We start from the raw sequence: 18,819 nt of genomic DNA, 5'->3' as shown, positions 1-18,819 counted from the left end.
TAAGAACTATATTAGTCAAGGACTTACCACCATTCAGCAAATAGGCCCGAAATATGCGCCTGTTGGAGCGTCTAACGACCCATTCAGTCAAAATCAATATTGGATACCAACAGTAACAAGTATAGCGAATACAATGGGCGGTGTATCGGGTAATTGTCAGGATACAGGGGGCATTGTTGGAGGAAATACGAGTGATATGGGAATGCAAATGCCAATACAAAACCCACGGGTTACTTCATGGTATGGACAAAGAGATATAGACTTTCATAAAGGTATTGATTTTGGAGCGCCACAAGGTACGCCAATTACGGCAGCAACCGAAGGGACAGTTGAAGTTTCGGGATTTGGTGCGAGCGGTTCAGGTTTTGGCGGATATGGGAATTTTGTTGTAATCAACCATGGTAATGGGTACTGGACGTTATACGCTCATATGAGTGAAATTACAACGAAAACAGGTGACAAAGTACAACGAGGACAAGTGATAGGAAAGGTTGGAAACACTGGAATGTCATTCGGAGCGCATTTGCATTTTGAAGTGAAAAAATCAGTTAAATTTGGTCAGGTTGACCCGAAACCATTCTTGCCGTTTTAAGGAGGGACAGAATGAAAAGTGTATATGCAGCAATAGGCGTTATTATCGCAGTGTTATTGTTTTTTACTATCAGTAATGCTTCAAAAGTTGGTGATTTAAAGGATAAAAACAATGATTTGAAAGATAAAGTATCACAGTTGCAAAAGAAAAATGATGAATTAGAAACGAACTTGATGAATGCCCAAAAAGAGAACGATAAGGAGTCTGCAGAATCGGTTGCAGTCGATTTTGTGAAAATCCTTAATGATGCAAGTATGAATATTGATCGTAAAAAAGAAAAGATTAAGCCACTTCTCACAAAAGAATTATTTGAAGAAAAATTCAATGTAGAAGAGAAAAAAGATGAACATAAAGATAAGCCAATCACAGAGGTTAAAATCAATCGAGCGTTAACATCTAAAGTAAATGACCAAACGCTTGTAACAGTAGAGTATGACAGGGTTGTGAAGGTGAATGGTCAATCTTTTACAGAACGATTTACCATTAATTTTGAAATGACAATAGAAAACGCAAAATGGTTAATAAAGAAATATGAAATGATTTACGAAGAAGGTCAAGAAGGTTCAGGACATCAATAGACCGCTTATTTTCGTTTCTGATGGGCGTTTATGGATTCTCTAGTAATTAAACATCTTATGTTCCATAAAAACCCACAGGAACGAAAATAGAGCGTATCAAATGAAAGTCGGAAGGGGGAGACAAAATAGTCTCTCTTTTTTTTATATCTTTTTTATATTTCGTAGATATTCACCTAATTTTGGCACGCCGTTTGCGTTTTGGTTGGTGGCTGGTTCGTCGTGTGGGGGCGAGACCCCACGTATTAAGCGTATCATTTTTTAAGGTAAGGACTATTTTTGAGCGGAAATTCCAAGCGGTTCGGCTCGTATAATTGCTAATCCAAGTCGATAACCATTGCTTTGCGTTTTGTTTGTACGGCTTGGTAATACAAGTAAACAGAGCCGAAAATGATTTGACAAGAATGTAGCGAAGCGAAGAAGGTGGAGATTTTTGAGCGTTCTTTTCAAAAATACTACCTGTTTCTTGCCAAATTATTAGCTTCTTGGGATAGGAGTTGTTTGAAATTGCAACTCAAATGAAGGGTGTGAAGATGGTAAGAGTTCTAATTCATATAAGCGCATTTCAAGCCTACTGATAGATTTCATTTTATCTTCTTTCCATGAACTGTATTTGATGCGGATAACGGCTGAATATCCGATTTTCTTTAAATATTGGTCACGGATTTTATCACGTTTTGCATCATGGAATATGTCTCCGTCGGCTTCAATTGCAACTTTTTTTCCGTTTTCGATTAAAACAAAGTCCAATTTGTAGCGTTTTTCTTTGACTTGGCAAAGTGGATAATATCCCATTTGTACTAAAGTGTTGAACATATCTAATTCAAAACGATTGCCACATTTTTTTCGATTGTGTTCAATCCCTATTGATCGTGCGTCATTAGAGTGCTTATTTATCTTTTCAAATTTTAAATTTTTTACAGCAAAAAATAAGCCGTATGCAGCAAGAAGAGTAATAGCAATGACAAACATTAAATTTCATCCTTTCAAAAACGGACAATGCACCGTCTACTTAAGTATTTCATAGGCTATTATCACAAAAATACTTTATCAGTTACTTGGTTATTTACTTTGTTAGTATTACCTAAGTTATTTGTGTTTATAGCCGAGAAAATGAGGAAATAAAGGATTTGTTAATGACGACGGAGCGAGGAGGGGAGCGGAGGAATGTCATTTGCCCGAAAAACTCAATCTTTATACATGGAAAAATATTTTTTATATGGATTTGGAGGGAGTTTGTATGTTTAAAGCGATAAAGGGGAAATGGGTTCAATATCAAGAACGTAAGCAAATGGAATTTTTAGAGGGAGAAACCAAAAAGTTGTTGGAAAAGGCTTTTCATACAGCACAGATATTTTTAGAAATGAAAGGTGATTATGGGAAGAATTATGTTTATCCCACGGTTTCTAGAGTTTCTATATTGAATACGCATATTGAAATTTTAGGTCATATTCCAAAAGGCATGAATCCTAATGTTTTTCAGCAAAAAGAGTATATTTTTCAGCAATATTTTAGTGAAAATATGGCAATTCATACGGGAGCATCACATTTTAAGATTCAAATTTTTCCCGAAAGAATGGACATTGTGCCATATTGTTATGAAGATTTTCCGATTAATAAAATGAAAATGCCTATTGTTGCGGGGAAAGATCGTTTTAATCAGTGGGTTACTTTTTCGATGATTAAAAATCCAAACGTACTGATTGCGGGAATACCAGGTTCGGGAAAATCAGTAATGTGTAGGCAATTATTGACGACTTTAATGTTGCATCATACAGAGAAAGAGCTTGAAATACATTTGTTAGATTTAAAAGGGAGCGAATTTCACATATTTGAGCATTGCGAGCATGTAAAAAGCATGAGTGTCACGGTTCAAGAGTTTAGCCCGATTATGAGGAAATTACGCAAAGAACTGGATAGAAGGGGCAGAGTTTTGAGAGAACATGGTGTTGCTCATATAGATAAATTACCAAAAGGGAAGCGGATGAATTACATTCTTTTAATGATTGATGAGGTATTGCTTTTGAATGATGGAACAAAGGAAGGAAAAGAAGTTAAAGAAATGCTTTTAAAGTGGGCAGCATTGGGCAGGGCGCTTGGCTGTTATACTGTTATCAGTTTACAGCGCCCTTGTCATAAGTCGCTTGATACAGCGCTTCGAGGGGTTTTAAATGTGAGGGTGGTTTTTAAAACAGAAGATAAAACAAATAGTGAAATTGCGGGTGTTGTTGGGGCTGAAAAAATTTCAAGGGAAGAAAGCGGGAGAATGATTTTTAAGATTGATACGGATGATATGAAGGATGTTCAAGCGCCTTTCCTTGAAGTGGAAGAAGCACAAGAATTGATTGAACCTTTCTTGTGTAAAAAGCCTTACGAGACTAAAGAAATAAAGGATGAAGAGGTATTTAATTTATTAAGTTGATTGGAGGTTTTTTTATGAATAAGCGTGATAAATTGATTGTTGAAGATATTAATAAATTTCGTGTTTTAAGTCGTGACCAAATAATTGATTTATATTTTTCTTATTTAAAAAATCCAATCAGCACATGTAATTTAGTTTTAAAGAGATTGCAAGATAGGGGATACATTAAGGCTTGTAAAGATTTCAGACCATATTTGTATGTATCGGCTGATAGTAAAATTAAAGAAAATAGTCAAAAGGCTTTCCATTTCCTCAAAATTGTTGATATTTATATACAGTTGAAAAAGTATGACCGGAAGGTTTCGCATGTGTTAATTGAACCTAAAATTGGAACAAAAGGCACTGTTGAGCCTGATTTATTTTGTATCTTTCGGAATACACCGTTTTTTATAGAGGTACAACGCAGTGTGTATAGTGAAAAAGTGATGAATGAGAAAATTGATCGTTATGAAAGTTTATATGATTCTCGTGAATGGAAAAAATTCGAATGGCAGCAAGAAGGAAAAGAGGTTTTTCCTATTATCATTTTAATTACTGATACTCATTATTCAATAAATAGTGGATTAAAAGTTTTGCAGTTTCCTGACATTCATGCTCTTATGAAGCGATATGGGAAGCAGGAGAATAGAAAACCTTTAGAAACTAATAAAAACGTTGTATCGGAGCGAATACCATCTCAAAACGGGAGTATTAAAATAGTTGTGAAGTAAGAAAGAATGATTTTTCATTCTTTCTATTTTTTTGCTTTACATGTTACTTGTAAGTAACCTATAATGGAGGTTACAGTTACTTGGAAGTAACAATAAAAAGAGGGTGAGGATAATGTTATTTATGTTAGATGAAATTATGACACCTAGAGAAGCAAGTGATAGAAGAGGGGTGACCCTTGAAGCTTTAAGAATGAAATTAAAACGCAGTAATAAAGTTGAGGATTTGATAAAAGATGGGAAACTAAAGTATTACCGACCAGAAGGAAATGTGCGTGGAGAGTGGATTATAACAGTTGAAGCTATGAATGTACTTTTTCCATCGAAATAAAAAGTTATGTTTGTTTTCGACAGAGTATGAAATTATTGTAGAGAGTTTGTAAGAGGGACGGCTTTGTACTTCTCGAATGCTATAATCTACAAGGAGGTGCATGCCATGACAGGCAACACAGACTTAACACAAAAGATATACAATGCAGGTGATGTTGCACAGCTTTTAGAAGTTAAAGATTCTACTGTTAGAAAATACGCTCAAACATTGGAGAAGGCAGGATATAAATTTTATAAAAATGAAAATGGTTATCGTGGTTACTTCGATAAAGATGTTATAGCAATGAGAGATTTGATAAGGTATTCTAAGCACCCCGATATGACACTTGAAAGTGCAGCGAAGGCTGTTGTATCAACAAATAACGAGGGTGATATACAAGGTGTCGATACAGTAAACGAGGTTGCACAAGAGCCGTTACAAGCTTACGATGACCTTTTGAAAGAATTTCAGGACTTCAAAGAACAGCAAGTGAAATTCAATCAGGAATTGATCTCTAAAATTGAGCAAAGAGATAAGTACATATCAGAGCATTTAGAGAAAAGAGATAGTGCTTTGATGGAATCTATACGGCTGATACAAGAACAAAAGCAGTTAGAACATGCGGCAACCGAAGAAAATAATAAGTGGTGGCAGTTTTGGACAAAGAAAAAACGCTAGTCTATTTATTGACTAACGCATTTAAAAAGGGTATTTATAAATTTTTGTCGAATAGACGAAAAGAAAGTAAAAAGCCCCTAAGTTTGCCGACTCCGGGGGCTTCTTACAATTTCAATCTATGAAGGGGTTAATCCCTTATAAGCTTATTTATTTAATACTATACATATTCTAACATAAGTGGGTTGACTCCTTCTAGTGAGGGAGAGAAAAAAATGAGTAAGAAAGTAATCGACTTACTAGGAGAAGCTGAAAAAAAGGCTAAACTTAGAGAAAGTAAGATTGAAAGCATTTATGAGCAATTACAAGTGGGTGGTTACTCCGAAGAAGAAAAGGAAATGCTTTTAAGAATACTCACTAAAACAACTGGGGACGAATATTTCATAGGGAAAAAGAAAAAGCCTACGGATAGGGTGAAGTTTGTGCAGATTATTATGGATAATTATAATTACTTACTTAAAATCAACTATCTAACTAATGCGGAAAAGGCTTTTTTAATGGATTTAGTGCCTTATATAGAATTCAAAACTAATATTCTTGTAGAACGAGCAAATGAAGAAAAGGAATTTGATTCAGATAGTGCTACACCTAGTTATTTGGCTAAAGAATTAAAAAGAGATCGTTCCAAGATTTCAAAAATGATGAATGTTTTAATGAAAAAAGGACTTTTAGCAGTTGCCGAAACAGGTACTACAACAGAAGATGGGCGGATTTGTACGAGTCGCACATGGTTTGTAAATCCTAATATTATGTGTTGTAGTCCAAAAGATGGAGTTGATAAAGCAACTCAAAAGATTTTTAAAAAGGCACTTAGAAATTTTGTTGCTGAAGATGGAAAGAAACATAAATTACCAATTTATCTAATTTAGATGTCAATTTTACTCATTGACATCTTTTTTTTATTGTGATTTTCCATTTTTTAGGTGTGTCTTTTTGGCAACACAGGTGTGGCTTTTTGGCAACACCCTATGTCTTATAAACCCTTGATATTACTATGTTTCTTTATATTGCTCTTCTCACTCTTATATATAGGGCTAAAAGTTTCGCAAGGAACGGGTGGAGATTTTTTTATTAACAGCATTTCACTATGTTACATGCGGCCAATAAAAAAATCTCCACCCTCGATATAAAAAAGTCGGTTCGTTAATCCTCACCTAAAGGCTAACGCCTTTTCTTTTTTATATCGTTCTTGCAAAACTTTTTTCGGCTCGATTAGCTTTTATCGCCAAGCCGACAGACAAAAAGCAAAGCAATGGTTATCGACTTGTGATAGCAAGTATACGAGCCGAACCGCTTAGATCATTCGCTTAAAAATGGTTCTTATTCGAAAATTTGATACGTTTAATACGTGGGGTTTTGCCCCCACACGACAAGCCAGCGCTCTAGCCAAAAAGCAAATTTTAGACCAAAAGACAAGAACTAAAACAAAAAAAGAGAAAAAATGAAGTGAATAAAAATCCATGTGAGGTTTACATAACTAGGATTATGTACAGTTGAGATTTCGTAAGAAATCCTTTTGGAATAAGGGTTTTTGTTTTCTTTCTTTTTCTGTTTGTTATGCATCATTTTATACATTGCTGTAATAATGCGGGTTTGAGCATTTTGTGATTTTTAAAAATTGATGAAAACATGCATAAAATCATGCATGTTTTTTTGCTTTTAAAAAGTGGGAATTTAGAAGAAAAATTCACACTTAAAAGCATTAGAATCTTATAGTAAAATAATTTCTGAAAATTTAAAAATTAGCTTGATTTTCCAAATGCAGGGGGTTATAATGAAGATACAAACATTTCATTTAACATTTCATCTTACCTTCCATCTATCTCTTCTTACCTACTTTCAACTTACTTTCTATGACCGAAACCATAAATGAAACCTATTGTGTAGTGGAAAACCGCCACCTTTCGAGAAAAGTCACGGCTTTCCACTATGCTACAATCCGTGACTTTTCTCGAAAGGTTAGTATTTATCTAATCAACCTAAGAGGAGAGAGTATATAGTGGGGGTAGTGGGGTTGGGTTGGTTGGGGGTTGGGTAAGAAGAGAGAGAGGGAAGTAAGTATAGTAGTAGTAGTAGTGTAGGAGGGATGGGGTAGGAAGAAGGAAGGGAAGGAAGGTAAGGTAAGGAGGGAGAGGAAGAGAGAGAGGATAGAGGAGAGAGTGAGGGATAGGGGGATAGAGGAAGAGAGGTAGTGTAGTGTATAAAGTTTGGATAGTGGTAGATGTAAGTTTGGTGGTTTTGGGTAGTGGTTGAATTGTAGTTTTGAGTTTTGTATGCAGATAGTGAGTGATCGGAGGAAGGAGGGGTTTGGTTGAGATATCATTTGTTTTCGGGTTTGATACCTAAAGAGAGTGTTTGCTATGAAATTTTGTTTCCGTATGATGATGAAGTTAAATATTTCAAAGTGGAGCAATCATGGGAAAATGTACTCGCGGTATTAGAGAAGGCATGGTATAAGCGTATTTTTAAGAAGGATTGGATTTGTTGGGAGATTGTAGCTGATTATAAGTCAATTTCTTATAGAATGTGGTTTCCAAATCAAAATATAGCGAATCAAGTCATTGCAAAGTATTATTCGGAATTTCCGCAAGCTGAATTTGTGAAGATTGACAGTGAAAAACTTGAATTTAAAGGAAAATCTCATGCAGGTACTAAACTCAAATTAAAGCGACATTGGAGTTTACCATTTAAAACGTATAGTGATGATGCAGTTGACTCGCAAAGCGAGTTAATAGCTGTTTTAGAGAGTTTAAAAGAAGGGCAAAAGGTTATTCTTCAATTTTTAATACAGCCGGTGTATAGGACGGATTCTACTTTTGAAAAAGTATTAGACCAAATCACCGAAGATCAAGACGAAGAATTTGAAGATAACAGGGACGATATTTATTATGATGCCATTAGTACAAAGCGTTCTAGGAATTTATCAAGGGTAAACATTAAAGCAGTTGCTTTTGCGGATAACCAAAGTGAAGCGAAAGTGATTGTAACAGGTATTCAAAATGCATTTGGTACATTCTCACAGAAACAGTTAAATTCATTTGTAGCAAGAGAATGGTGGCAAATTATCCAACCAATTTACCGATATGAGTTTAAAAATCGTATCTTTTCATTAGAAAAGAGTAAGAAAAAAACAATTTTGAGTACCCGTGAGTTATCAATTTTGTTAAGAACTCCTAGTAAAAAGGTTTCATCTAACTTGTTAAATCGAATGAAGATGAAGAGAACGCCATTACCTAAAGAATTTGAGGCTTTAAATGCTTTAGATACTGGAAAACTTTATATTGGTGACCATTCGTACCATGGGGTTGCATCACCTGTACATTTGCCATTAGAGGGTTTAAATCGTCACATGGCTATATGGGGTGGTACATCAATGGGTAAATCAACATTTTTAGTTAATTTTTGCGAAGATTTAGCAAAGGTTAGGACAGATGAAAATAGAGTTGGTTTTACATTAATTGACCCTCACGGTTCAACGGCGGCGGATGTTGTAGCAAGAATTCCGGAAGAACAAAGGCATTTAGTACGTTATGTAAGGTTTGCAGATGGTAAGTTTCCATTCAATATTTATAAAGTTGATTTTCAAGCAGCACCTGATAAGGTTGCACAAAACATACAAGATGTTTTGAAAAGGGTTTGGTCAGATTTTTGGGGACCGAACGTAGATGATAATTTTATAAATGGTGGAATTGCTTTACAAAAGGCGGGGAAAGCTTCAATTCCGAATTTACAAAGGATTTTAGAAGATTTTAAATTTGGAGCGCAACTTCTTTCCAAATTTGATGAGACGAAAGAACTTGATAGGCAATTAATTCTTTATTTTTCTAGCTTGTATTCAATGAAAGATAGGGATTATCAGCAAAAAGTAGGTTCGACATTAAATAAATTAAGGAAAATTACATTGTCTGAAACGTTAAATTCTTTATTTTCAGCCCATACAAACGGCATTAAGTGGCGTACAGGGATGGACGAAGGGTATTTTACTATATTTGATTTATCAGGGCTTACAAGCTTTGAAAAACAATTGATAGGCTCTTTATGTTTAACGTTTTCGCAGTTGGCAGCCATGAGCAGAGAGGATTCCCATAGAAGCGGTGAATATATGCCACTTCATCCGATCGTTGTCGATGAAGCTCCAACATTTATGGAGCAATCGGCGGATGCAATCCAATCATTTGCAGATGAAGCAAGGAAATATAATGTTCCTGTTGTGCTAGGGATGCAAGGACTTGAAGGGCAGGTGCCTGACGATGTAGCAAGTGCGATATTTAGGAACTTTGGTTTTATGATTGCGTATAGAGTTGGGAATGAAGTTGACCGTCAAAACATTTACCGAAATTTACAGGTGGATTATTTATCAGCTGATGATTTCAAAGAAATCGAACCGAATTTCGCTTATATGAGAATGGCAGTAGGCAGGGAAACTACAAGACCATTTCTTGTTCATATGAAAGCACCTACAAAGCCATATGAGGACGATGTAGCACCTGTTATAGAAAGTTTGTTAGTTAGAGTGTTAGAAGAAGAAAAAGCGTTCAGAGAAGAAAATGAAGCTTTAGAGAGGGAGGAAAAAGAAGAAGAACCGGATGTATTTGATAGCAAAGAAAGTGCCGAGCCTGAAGAAGTTGAAAAACCAAAAGTAAATTTAGACAAAGCAAATGATGAAGTAAAAGAAGTGGTTGAGACTCCAGAACAAGAGGAAATGAAGGTAAAAGATAATATCGAAATTCCAATTGTAGCAACAGAGACAGCAAACATCGAAGAAGAGGAAGAGGTTGATGTATTTGGTTAAGCAAATGAAAATTGGTCAAAAAGAACAGCAATTATTTTTAGATATACACGATTTAATTTTTGTTGATATGGCTTATCTTTTAAACAATGTTTATATAAAAGATGATGGCACATCTTATCATGAGGTTTATGTTAGAAATATTTTAAGAGACTTGGAAAAGCAAGAATATATCAAGATTTATAACATTGTTAATGATGAACATGTTAGGTCTTATAAAAGAGTTTTTACATTGGATCGTAATGGAGTGGAAGAGGTTAAAGCTTTGCTAGGTGATTCTCATTGGGATAATAGGTGGACTGAAAGAACTCCAACATATATTTACCATGCTTTAAGGGGAGCTCATATAAAGGCATCTTTTGAAGCTAAGAAAGAGGAAAATGTTGCAGAATTGCTTGATTATAATTCTTTTGTATCAGAACGCAATTCTTTTTTCCAGTATGGAAAAGGGAAAATGGATGTTATTAGACCTGATGGGACATTGATTTTTTCAACAAGAGAAGCAGATATTTCAAAAGTTGTTTATGTTCCTTACTTTATAGAAGTTGAAAGAAGTCGTCAGATGCGGAGTGTTAGTTGCAATAAATTAAAGCGTTTTGATGCGTATGCAAAAGAAAAGGCATATAAGGAGCATGAAAGGCTTGAACGTGATATATCGGGTAATGTGCGGGTACTATTCATTTCAGAAGCGGAAGGCGAAATGAACAATTTAATTAAGCATACAGAAGGTGTCCCTACAACGAATTTGAACGCTGTTCTTTATACAACTTATGAGCAAGTTATAACTAATCCGTATGGGGCGATATGGCGTGTTAAAGGCAAACCTGATTCATTAGTTTGTTTGACTGATAAAATCAAATGATTTTTGAAAGGGGATGGGTAGTTATGGCTTATGATGTTAAGCCGAAAGCGCATGAGCAGAAGGCTCGCAGGGGGTTAAGAAAGTTCTTTCGAGTTTTACGAAGAACAGTTATCGGGGTTTCTGTAATGGCTGTACTTATTTATATAGCTTATAAATTTGTTCCATCAATTCATGAATTTGTAGATAAAGTGATAGGTATTTTCAACAAATTAGTAGGGGAATTTGGTTTAGGAATGACCTTATTGTTTACAGGTGCAGCATTTGCTTTATTCTTTTTATGGCTAGATCAGCAGGATAGAAGAAGAGATGAGAGGTAACATCAGCTTTTATAAGCTGTTTCTATATAAAAACTAAATAAAGAAGGTGAGCACGTTGACATAAAAATTTGCGAGATTTTTATAACAACCGTTCATCAAGGCAGTAGGGCTGTCTTGAATAAACACGCTTACACCTTCCAAACTCAATTGTAAGAGACTTTGTTAAAAACTCAAGTCTCAATTATCGACATTGTGAGTTTGTGAAGAGGTAAAAGCATTGTGTGTGTTTATTGAAAACACACGCTTTTTTTATCCAAAAAAGGGGTGAGAATTGTTGAAACTTATCGATAAATTAAAAAGTTTTAAATCAAAATCTAGTGAATTTGTTGAAGAAAACAAGGTTCACAGGCAGCCAAAGGATAAAAGAAAGTTACCTCAAGCAAAGGGGAATGGGAAAGTTTTAAGGTTTCTCATTTGGACAGTGATTGTATTCATTTCAGTCAGTGGAGTTTTAGCTTTATTGCGAAGTCAAAACGCATTAAATAAGGCTAAAAATTCACAACAAGTTTTAGCTAAAATGCAAGAAAGCGCTGGTGAACATAAGCAAGATGCTTACACTAGCCCGAAAATAGAGGTTTATGCAAATTATTTTATTGATGTATATATGAACGTCCCTAAGGACGGTAAGGAAAAGCGACAAGAAGCGTTATCGAAGCTTTATGCTAAGAATTTGAAGCTTGATGAAGCTAAAAATTTTGAGGGTTATCGCAAGCTTATAGGCAAAACGCTTTATGATGTCTCTCGTGAAAAAGATTATGCAGTGCTACGTTACAAAGTCACCTATGAAAATGTAAAAATCGAGAAAAAACAGGTGCAGCCACCACAACCAGATCCTAATCAACCACCACCACCACCAGAAACTAAACAAGAAGAGGTAAAAACAAAGCATACAGCTTTGCTCAATGTACCGATTTCCTCCAAGAATGGCAAGTATGCAGTCGTGGAAAACCCATATTTCACAGCATCAGACGAACTCCAAGCCAACGATATTAAATCCGTAGAAAATCCATTAGCAACGAAAGAACAACTAAAATTTGATAAAAAAGAGCCTATTGAAAAATGGCTGAATGAGTTTTTTACAAAGTATGCAGATAGTAAACCGCAAGATATGTCTTATATGATGTCAGAGCCGAAGGCGTTAGGTGGCATTAAATCATTTGTGAAAATTGAAGAGTTAAAAGTTTATCCAACTGAAGAAGAGAAAGTTTTTACAGTGAAAGCTGTTGTGACGTTTAAGGAGAAGGACATTGATTTGCAAAATAAAGAGGTTTTTAGTCTTCAACTGAAATTGAAAGATGGAAAGTATTTTGTAGAAAACTTTAAAAACACATTAGGGGGAAAATAATATGTCAACTTTATTATTCTTAAACAATTTCATTTTAGGTTCATTACCAACACTTGGAGGGCTTCGTGAATGGGTGACAACAGAAGGCGGAAACGCAGTAGCGCTTGTTTGTGTAGGGTTCACGATTTTTTATCTAGTCAAACAATCTTGGGGTAAAATGATTGGTTTCTTATTAGTAGCAGCGTTGGTATTCTTTACAGTTGGTAACCCTGAAAAAGCGTTGAATTCATTCAAAAAAATCATTGATTTGATTATTGGCGGTTAACGATATGAGAGAAAAAGAGGCTTATAATTTCAAAGAAATTATGGAGCATCCGGTGACTTTATACAAACTAGGGAAATACGCATTACCTTTTGGAATTACGTTGGTTCGTTTAACATTGTTTATTCTAATTTTTTTAATCCTACTTGCTTTCAGAAGTGTTGTTATAAAGATTGGTTCATTGATACCAGGTTCAACAGCGGTTTTATTTCTAGGAATCCCTTATTTTTTAAGTGGATTCCTAGTTAAACAGAAGTATAACGGAAAGAAAATTTTCAATTTTGTTTATGATTTTCTTGATTATTTCTTTACGATCTATTTGCCGAAGAAAATGTATTGCAATGATGAAGAGGTACTTTACTCAAATGAAAAAGAAGTAACTTTTGAGGAAACGCTTGTTAATTATAAAGAGGACGGTGAAATTTATGAAGATAAAGACACCATTCAAGACGGTACACAAGAATCTAATGCTCACAAAGTTGGGTGAAATTTGGGCTTACTATAAAATGAGTTCACAAGTTATTCCTATGTCTGATACAGAAAAGGCTGAAAGACATAAAGCACAGCTTTCTAAGTTATTTGCAGAATTAGAAAAATATAAAGATATTCATCTTGAAATGTATCCAAGAGATATGGATTTAGATAAACGATTTGAAGTTTTAGAAAAGGATTTTAGCAAAGAAACGAAAGAGATTGGCAGTTATTACAACGGAGAAACAAAACGCCTTTTAGAAAATGAGCTAGGGGCTGTTACTCAATATGAATTTGTTATTGGAGTACGGATTAAAAACAATTTATTGCATGGTAGTGAAGATTTTAAAGATGTTTTAAAAAATGCATTTGGTTCAGTAACAGACACTTTAGTCAATATATTGGGATTTGAAAAGAAAATTTCTAATGAATTTTTCGAACGATTTGAGAGCCTTGAACAAGAGTTATTTGAACAAATTCAAATGTATAATGGCGCAAGATTAACAGAAGATGAACTTGTTTATATCAATCGTTATAACTTTTTACGTGATATTCATCATTCAGTTGAGGAAGAGAAGAAAAAACGAGGTATTACGAATATTACGGATTGCATTATTGACCCACGAGACATGGGGTATTTAAAGCTAAAGACAACCGAAGGGGAATGCTATACATCATTTGTTGTGGTAGATGAATTTCCGCTTGATATGGAATACACTCATTTATTTCAAAGGGCACAGCAGTTGCCCTTTCCCGTAGAGGTTCATATTAAAGCGAAGTATCAGGATACGCAAGATACTTTGCGTAAAGTAAATATGGTAAAGCAGCGTTTCAAAGAAACAGACAATGACCGTTGGGAAGCGGGCGATGATGAAGACGACCAAATTGCAAATGGTAAGTATATGTTGAATCGTCTTAAGAATCAGCTAACTAATGAAAAAGCTAGTTTTATGAAGTGGGTTGCGACTTTTGTTGTACATGGGGGAACAAAGAAAGAATGTAAGTATAGAGCGGATGAAGTGAAACGATTTATGAAGAGTGCAGATGTTCATTGTGTCAGACCAATTGCAGACCAGTTGCAGTTATTTTATAAGTTTTTACACGGTCAACCCTTACAGTTTGAAAGAAATTGGGTGCAGCAAACTACACATGTTACTTTTGCAGAGAATCTTTTTGCAGTTTCAAATCAATTAGGGAGTAATATTGGTTTTTACTTGGGTAGAGTTGATAAGTACATTACAGCAGGAGTTGATTTAGAGCAATCAATTGCTAGTAGTCGTGATGTTGTTCTATTTCATCCGATGTTGGCTAATAAAGGGATTAAAGGTGCTTTTACAGACAGTCCGCATATTGCTATCACGGGACAAACGGGAAAAGGGAAATCGTTTCTTACAAAGTTGTTATTCATGTATTTAACGTTCTTAGATGTGAAGGTGTTATACATTGATCCTAAGTCGGAATTGAAGAAATGGTTTGACCAAGCGATAGAAAATCCTGAAATTCGTGAAACTTATCCTTTGTTTGTAGAGCATTTGAAGAAGTTTCATTATGTCACATTGGATGTATCAATTGAAGAAAATTGGGGAGTGTTAGACCCGATTTGTTTCTTGGAAGGTGCAGAAGCAAAGGATGTTGCACAAGGTATTATTGAACAAATTTATGATATGCACGGAAAAGATGATGTCAAAACAGCTTTATTAAAATCGCTAGGTGATGTTGTTGAAAAAAGAGCGACAGGTGAAAAAGTTGGTTTTATGAATGTTATTACACAGCTTCAAGCGCATGAAGAAAAAAGCATTAAAAGTGCAGGCGATTTGCTATATGAAATGACACAAAACAGCGTATTGCAGCTAATTTTCAGTTATGGGCAAACAAAAGCTTTGGATTTAGATGAAATGGTTAATATTCTTCAAATCGAAGGATTGGATTTACCAAATGAAGAGGATGACCCACGTTACTATACGGATAGTGAGCGTAAAAGTTTATGTTTAATGCTTCCATTAGCTAAGTTTTGTGAGAAGTTTGGTAGTAAAGATAAGGACGAAGAAACAGCCGAGATATTTGATGAAGCGTGGATGATAACTCGTGCAAGAGGTGGTAAAAAACTTACGAAATCAGCAAGACGTGTAGGACGTTCTTATAACAATTCATTAATATTTGTTACTCAGAGCGTGTCTGATGTTCAAAATGATGATGATAAAGGGAATTTCGGTGTAACGTTCGCTTTTGATGAGTCAAGTGAAAGGGAAGAAATTTTAAAGCATATGCAACTTGAAAATTCGGAGATTAACCGCAAAATGCTTGAAAATATGATGAAAGGTCAATGTGTGTTCCGTGATTTTTACGGTAGAACAGGAAAAATTGCAATAGATTGCTTATTTGAAGAATGGACTTTAGCTTTCAAAACGGTTGAAAAATCCAATGCAGCACTAGCCGAGGAGGTTTTCTGATATGAGAAAACGTGTAACAGTAGCAATTGCAGCTTTTATTAGTACAGTCACTTTTTTAAGTGGCTGTACTAATAAATACGATAAAGAAATTGATAAAGTAATTAGTTTGGAAACGGCTGAAATTAAGGATGCTAAGAAAGATATCGATAAGGTTGAACGGAAAAATACTTGTGTGAAAGTATTTCGTGATGGTGAGTTATTCCAATTAGAATACAAAATTCGAAAAGACCATACTAAAAAAACCTTTTATAAAAAGGTTGGGGAAAATTATGAGTGGGTAACTATTAATCAGGCGAATTTGAAAGATGATGAAAAACCTGTTTATAAAGAGAATTGCGATTAAATAAAAAGAAGGTGAGTCAATGAAAATCAGGAAGTTTTGGATGGTTTTTGTCTTGTTGTTTGCTTTTGTTTTTATCCCTAGTCACATTTTAGCGGATGATAAAGATTTAAAAGTTAAGCCAAGAAATGTTGAGTCTGGTGGGGTGAAAATAGAAAGCCAAGTATATGATTATGACCAATACGAAGCTTTAACTCATATTGAAGATTCATGGAATCCATTTTCTTCTGAAACATTAGACCGTGCTTTAAATTCTACAGCAAATTTCTTTTTTAACTTAACAAAAATAACGGCAGAGTTAATTGATACAGCAATTGAGGAATTATACAGTTTGAATGCTATTGATCGGGTAGCGGATAAAGTGGCAAATGTTTCAGATTTGCTTTATGACAACTTATATGAATCTCTAGGGATTTTACTTTTTGTCATAGCGGTTTTGCAAATTTTCTTTTACTACACTTTTGAAGGAAATAGCATGAAAGCAGGAAGAACAACTTTTACATTGTTTGCAGTGATTGCGGTTTCAATGATTTGGTTCTCTAATGCCGGTTATTATTTGAAAACGATGAATGGTTTAAGTAATCAAGTGCAAGGGCAAGTGATGAAAGCAGGTATTCCATTTTCCGATAATAAGGTTACAAAAGGTAAAGAATTAGAAGGATCACTTGCTATTTTACGAAATACTTATTTTGATTTAGTTGTATATAAAAGCTATTTATTAATGAATTATGGGACGCCTGATGAAAAGAAAATTCTTAAAGAAGATAAAAATCGTATAAAAAATTTACTAGAATATAAGACAAATAAAGATGGATATAAAGAACGTGAAAAGATTGTAGAAAAAGAAGCGAATGATTTAGACAATAGTTACATGTCACCTAGTACGGTTTCAGGAAAAATTGGTGTTGCATTCTTCTCCTTTTTATTTGCAATTACCTTGGGAATACCGTTTTTAGTTGTCGCTTTTCTAAACATTGCATTACAGATACTTATTTTAGCATTTGCTATTGTTTTAGGAGTTTCGTTGATACTTTCTATATTGCCAAGTCTTTCACAGAGTGGTTGGAAAAACTTTGAGAAGTTAATAGGAATTGCTCTTATGAAGGCGTTTGTAGGATTGGCAATTTTGTTCATGTTTGTTGTCGTACAGCTTATGAAAGACTTTTTCCCTCCAATTTCACAAGGGATGTATATGTTGAACATTATTGCAACAGCTATTGTTTTGTTTTTTGTGTATAAGTACAAAGATAAAATCATTGAAGTGGCAACGGGTGGTAGGGTTTCAATGGATGGTGCAAATCCAGTGAATCAGCTTTATAACAAAGGGGTTAAACAACCAGCTAGTAAAGCGACACAGCTTGCAAAAATGGCTGTTGGAGGAGCAGCAGGATATACCGCAGGAAAAGTTCAGGAACGAATTTCAAATAGAAAAGGTCAAAATGATTCTCAAAATGAGCAAAAAGTTGCGGAAAATGGGAAAGGTACTGGAGTTGGTGGTGTCCAAGAGCAGAGAAGCAATGCAAGAAAAACAGGGAAATTGGCTCAATTCCGTAAGAAGGCACTTAATTTACCAGCTGATTTAAAAGATAAGGCAAAAACAGCAAAAGAGGCTGTAACAGAGGATTTACCTTTAAATGCAAAACATGCAGCTCTTAAAGCGAAAGATAATGTTGTAAGTATGCCGGAGCGAGCGAAAAAAGCGATGAAAAAAGACCTTCGACATGGTGAAAGAGAACGTCAAATGAATCAGCAAAGCAGACAACAAAAAAGGGAGGAAAAACGTGCAGCCGTTGAAAGAATGGAGCAGGCACATGCTGAATCCGCAGTAGCAAAGCAAGGGCAATCTCCTAAAGGAGAGTCTAAAACTCAACAAGAGCGTAAACCACAAATACCAAAAGCACCACAAGAACCACAGATAAAAAAAGAACAACAAAGACCTCAAACACAGCAACCACAACCAAAACGACAACCAATTAAAGCACAACCACAGCCTAAAAGAGAGCCAGTTCAACAAGTTCAGCAGAATGAAGTAGTGAAAGAGAAACGTCAAAACCAAGAACCGCCAATAAGAAATAATAATCAACAACAAGAGGTTAAAAGAAAAGTAGTTGGTCAGGAACAGACAGAACAGCCACCTATTAGAAAACAAGAACAACAGCAGCCAAGGATTTTAAATAGGGATACAAGGAATAAGGAGTAATGTCCTATGAAAAAATTATTGATCGGTGTATTTCTTGTTCCAATTATGCTTTTAATGGTTATCGGCTTCTTTTTCTTTAGTTTATTAGAGAAAGAGAAGTCCCCCGGTGGTGGGGACAGTGGGATTCCTCCTATTGGTGGTCTTGTTTGTCGGAATGGAGCGGCTAAAGCAGAAGAATTAAAGCCGCATCTTAGAAATGCATTTGCAGGACATGAACAAGATTTTATTAATGCAGCTAATAAAAACGGTATTGATGCAATTTTACTTGTTTCAATCGCTCAACATGAGACAGGATACGGGAATAGTAATGCGGTTAAAAATTATAACAATCCTGGGGGCGTTATGGATTGGGAAAATGCAATGAAAACAATTCGTAGATTTGGCACATTAGGCGAAGGTATTGATTTTATGGCTCGTAATCTTTATAAGAACTATATTAGTCAAGGACTTACCACCATTCAGCAAATAGGCCCGAAATATGCGCCTGTTGGAGCGTCTAACG

General features: G+C 35.1%; 18 protein-coding genes. 17 read left to right on the top strand and 1 reads right to left on the bottom strand.

The genetic code is table 11. The annotated features are described in order from the left end of the window. Together JDS96_RS26205 and JDS96_RS26200 are read left to right on the top strand one after the other, a co-directional pair. Positions 1-592 (top strand): M23 family metallopeptidase (locus JDS96_RS26205; protein WP_199668530.1); only part of this gene is annotated, 592 nt, incomplete at its 5' end. 11 nt (positions 593-603) lie between these two features. Beyond that, positions 604-1,170 carry a hypothetical protein gene (locus JDS96_RS26200; protein ID WP_199668529.1) on the top strand — a complete coding sequence of 189 codons (567 nt, stop codon included), beginning with the start codon at positions 604-606 and terminating at the stop codon, positions 1,168-1,170. 474 nt (positions 1,171-1,644) lie between these two features. Here JDS96_RS26200 and JDS96_RS26195 read toward each other — a convergent pair whose 3' ends face one another. After that, positions 1,645-2,139, bottom strand: a complete 495-nt coding sequence (locus JDS96_RS26195; RefSeq protein WP_199668528.1) for a DUF559 domain-containing protein — start codon at positions 2,137-2,139, stop codon at positions 1,645-1,647. A 202-nt stretch (positions 2,140-2,341) separates the two neighbouring features. On the opposite strand from JDS96_RS26195, the gene JDS96_RS26190 reads away from it, so the two are divergent. The 15 genes from JDS96_RS26190 to JDS96_RS26120 all read left to right on the top strand — a co-directional run. Further along, complete coding sequence (locus JDS96_RS26190) at positions 2,342-3,589, top strand: FtsK/SpoIIIE domain-containing protein (protein WP_199668527.1); 1,248 nt, start codon at positions 2,342-2,344, stop codon at positions 3,587-3,589. A 14-nt stretch (positions 3,590-3,603) separates the two neighbouring features. Further along, positions 3,604-4,299 carry a replication-relaxation family protein gene (locus tag JDS96_RS26185; protein ID WP_199668526.1) on the top strand — a complete coding sequence of 232 codons (696 nt, stop codon included), beginning with the start codon at positions 3,604-3,606 and terminating at the stop codon, positions 4,297-4,299. 112 nt (positions 4,300-4,411) lie between these two features. Then, positions 4,412-4,627 carry a helix-turn-helix domain-containing protein gene (locus tag JDS96_RS26180; protein ID WP_199668525.1) on the top strand — a complete coding sequence of 72 codons (216 nt, stop codon included), beginning with the start codon at positions 4,412-4,414 and terminating at the stop codon, positions 4,625-4,627. 105 nt (positions 4,628-4,732) lie between these two features. Continuing rightward, the gene (locus JDS96_RS26175; RefSeq protein ID WP_199668524.1) at positions 4,733-5,284 is read left to right on the top strand and encodes a DUF3967 domain-containing protein; all 552 of its coding nucleotides are present in this window, start codon (positions 4,733-4,735) and stop codon (positions 5,282-5,284) included. A 212-nt stretch (positions 5,285-5,496) separates the two neighbouring features. Continuing rightward, positions 5,497-6,150 (top strand): MarR family transcriptional regulator, encoded by a 654-nt coding sequence (locus JDS96_RS26170; protein ID WP_199668523.1) that lies wholly within the window; start codon positions 5,497-5,499, stop codon positions 6,148-6,150. Between the two features lie 1,442 nt (positions 6,151-7,592). Continuing rightward, positions 7,593-10,073, top strand: coding sequence for a helicase HerA domain-containing protein (locus JDS96_RS26165; RefSeq protein ID WP_199668522.1), 2,481 nt, complete (start codon positions 7,593-7,595; stop codon positions 10,071-10,073). Beyond that, entirely contained in the window at positions 10,066-10,932 is an 867-nt protein-coding gene (locus JDS96_RS26160; protein WP_199668521.1) for a replication-relaxation family protein, read from the top strand. The genes JDS96_RS26165 and JDS96_RS26160 overlap by 8 nt, the downstream gene beginning before the upstream one ends. Positions 10,933-10,955: 23 nt before the next feature. Then, a complete protein-coding gene (locus tag JDS96_RS26155) occupies positions 10,956-11,249 on the top strand; it encodes a hypothetical protein (RefSeq protein ID WP_199668520.1) in 294 nt (97 codons plus the stop codon). A gap of 274 nt (positions 11,250-11,523) precedes the next feature. Further along, positions 11,524-12,594 (top strand): conjugal transfer protein, encoded by a 1,071-nt coding sequence (locus tag JDS96_RS26150; RefSeq protein WP_199668519.1) that lies wholly within the window; start codon positions 11,524-11,526, stop codon positions 12,592-12,594. A 1-nt stretch (position 12,595) separates the two neighbouring features. Then, positions 12,596-12,859 carry a TcpD family membrane protein gene (locus tag JDS96_RS26145; RefSeq protein WP_199668518.1) on the top strand — a complete coding sequence of 88 codons (264 nt, stop codon included), beginning with the start codon at positions 12,596-12,598 and terminating at the stop codon, positions 12,857-12,859. A gap of 4 nt (positions 12,860-12,863) precedes the next feature. Then, positions 12,864-13,343 carry a TcpE family conjugal transfer membrane protein gene (locus JDS96_RS26140; RefSeq protein ID WP_199668517.1) on the top strand — a complete coding sequence of 160 codons (480 nt, stop codon included), beginning with the start codon at positions 12,864-12,866 and terminating at the stop codon, positions 13,341-13,343. Next, complete coding sequence (locus tag JDS96_RS26135; RefSeq protein WP_199668516.1) at positions 13,282-15,777, top strand: ATP-binding protein; 2,496 nt, start codon at positions 13,282-13,284, stop codon at positions 15,775-15,777. Before JDS96_RS26140 ends, JDS96_RS26135 begins: the two co-directional genes overlap by 62 nt. A 1-nt stretch (position 15,778) precedes the next feature. Next, on the top strand, positions 15,779-16,120 hold the full coding sequence (locus JDS96_RS26130) for a cystatin-like fold lipoprotein (protein WP_199668515.1): 342 nt from the start codon (positions 15,779-15,781) through the stop codon (positions 16,118-16,120). Positions 16,121-16,139: 19 nt separating this feature from the next. After that, a complete protein-coding gene (locus tag JDS96_RS26125) occupies positions 16,140-18,317 on the top strand; it encodes a CD3337/EF1877 family mobilome membrane protein (protein WP_199668514.1) in 2,178 nt (725 codons plus the stop codon). Positions 18,318-18,323: 6 nt separating this feature from the next. Continuing rightward, positions 18,324-18,819, top strand: a 496-nt coding sequence (locus JDS96_RS26120; protein WP_199668513.1) for a glucosaminidase domain-containing protein, incomplete at its 3' end; no start/stop codon positions are given.

The organism is Bacillus cereus group sp. N21, assembly GCF_016483395.1.
Taxonomy (GTDB): Bacteria; Bacillota; Bacilli; order Bacillales; family Bacillaceae_G; genus Bacillus_A; species Bacillus_A pseudomycoides.
Note: the sequence above shows the minus strand (reverse complement) of the source record. Positions and strands in the feature narration are given on the sequence as shown.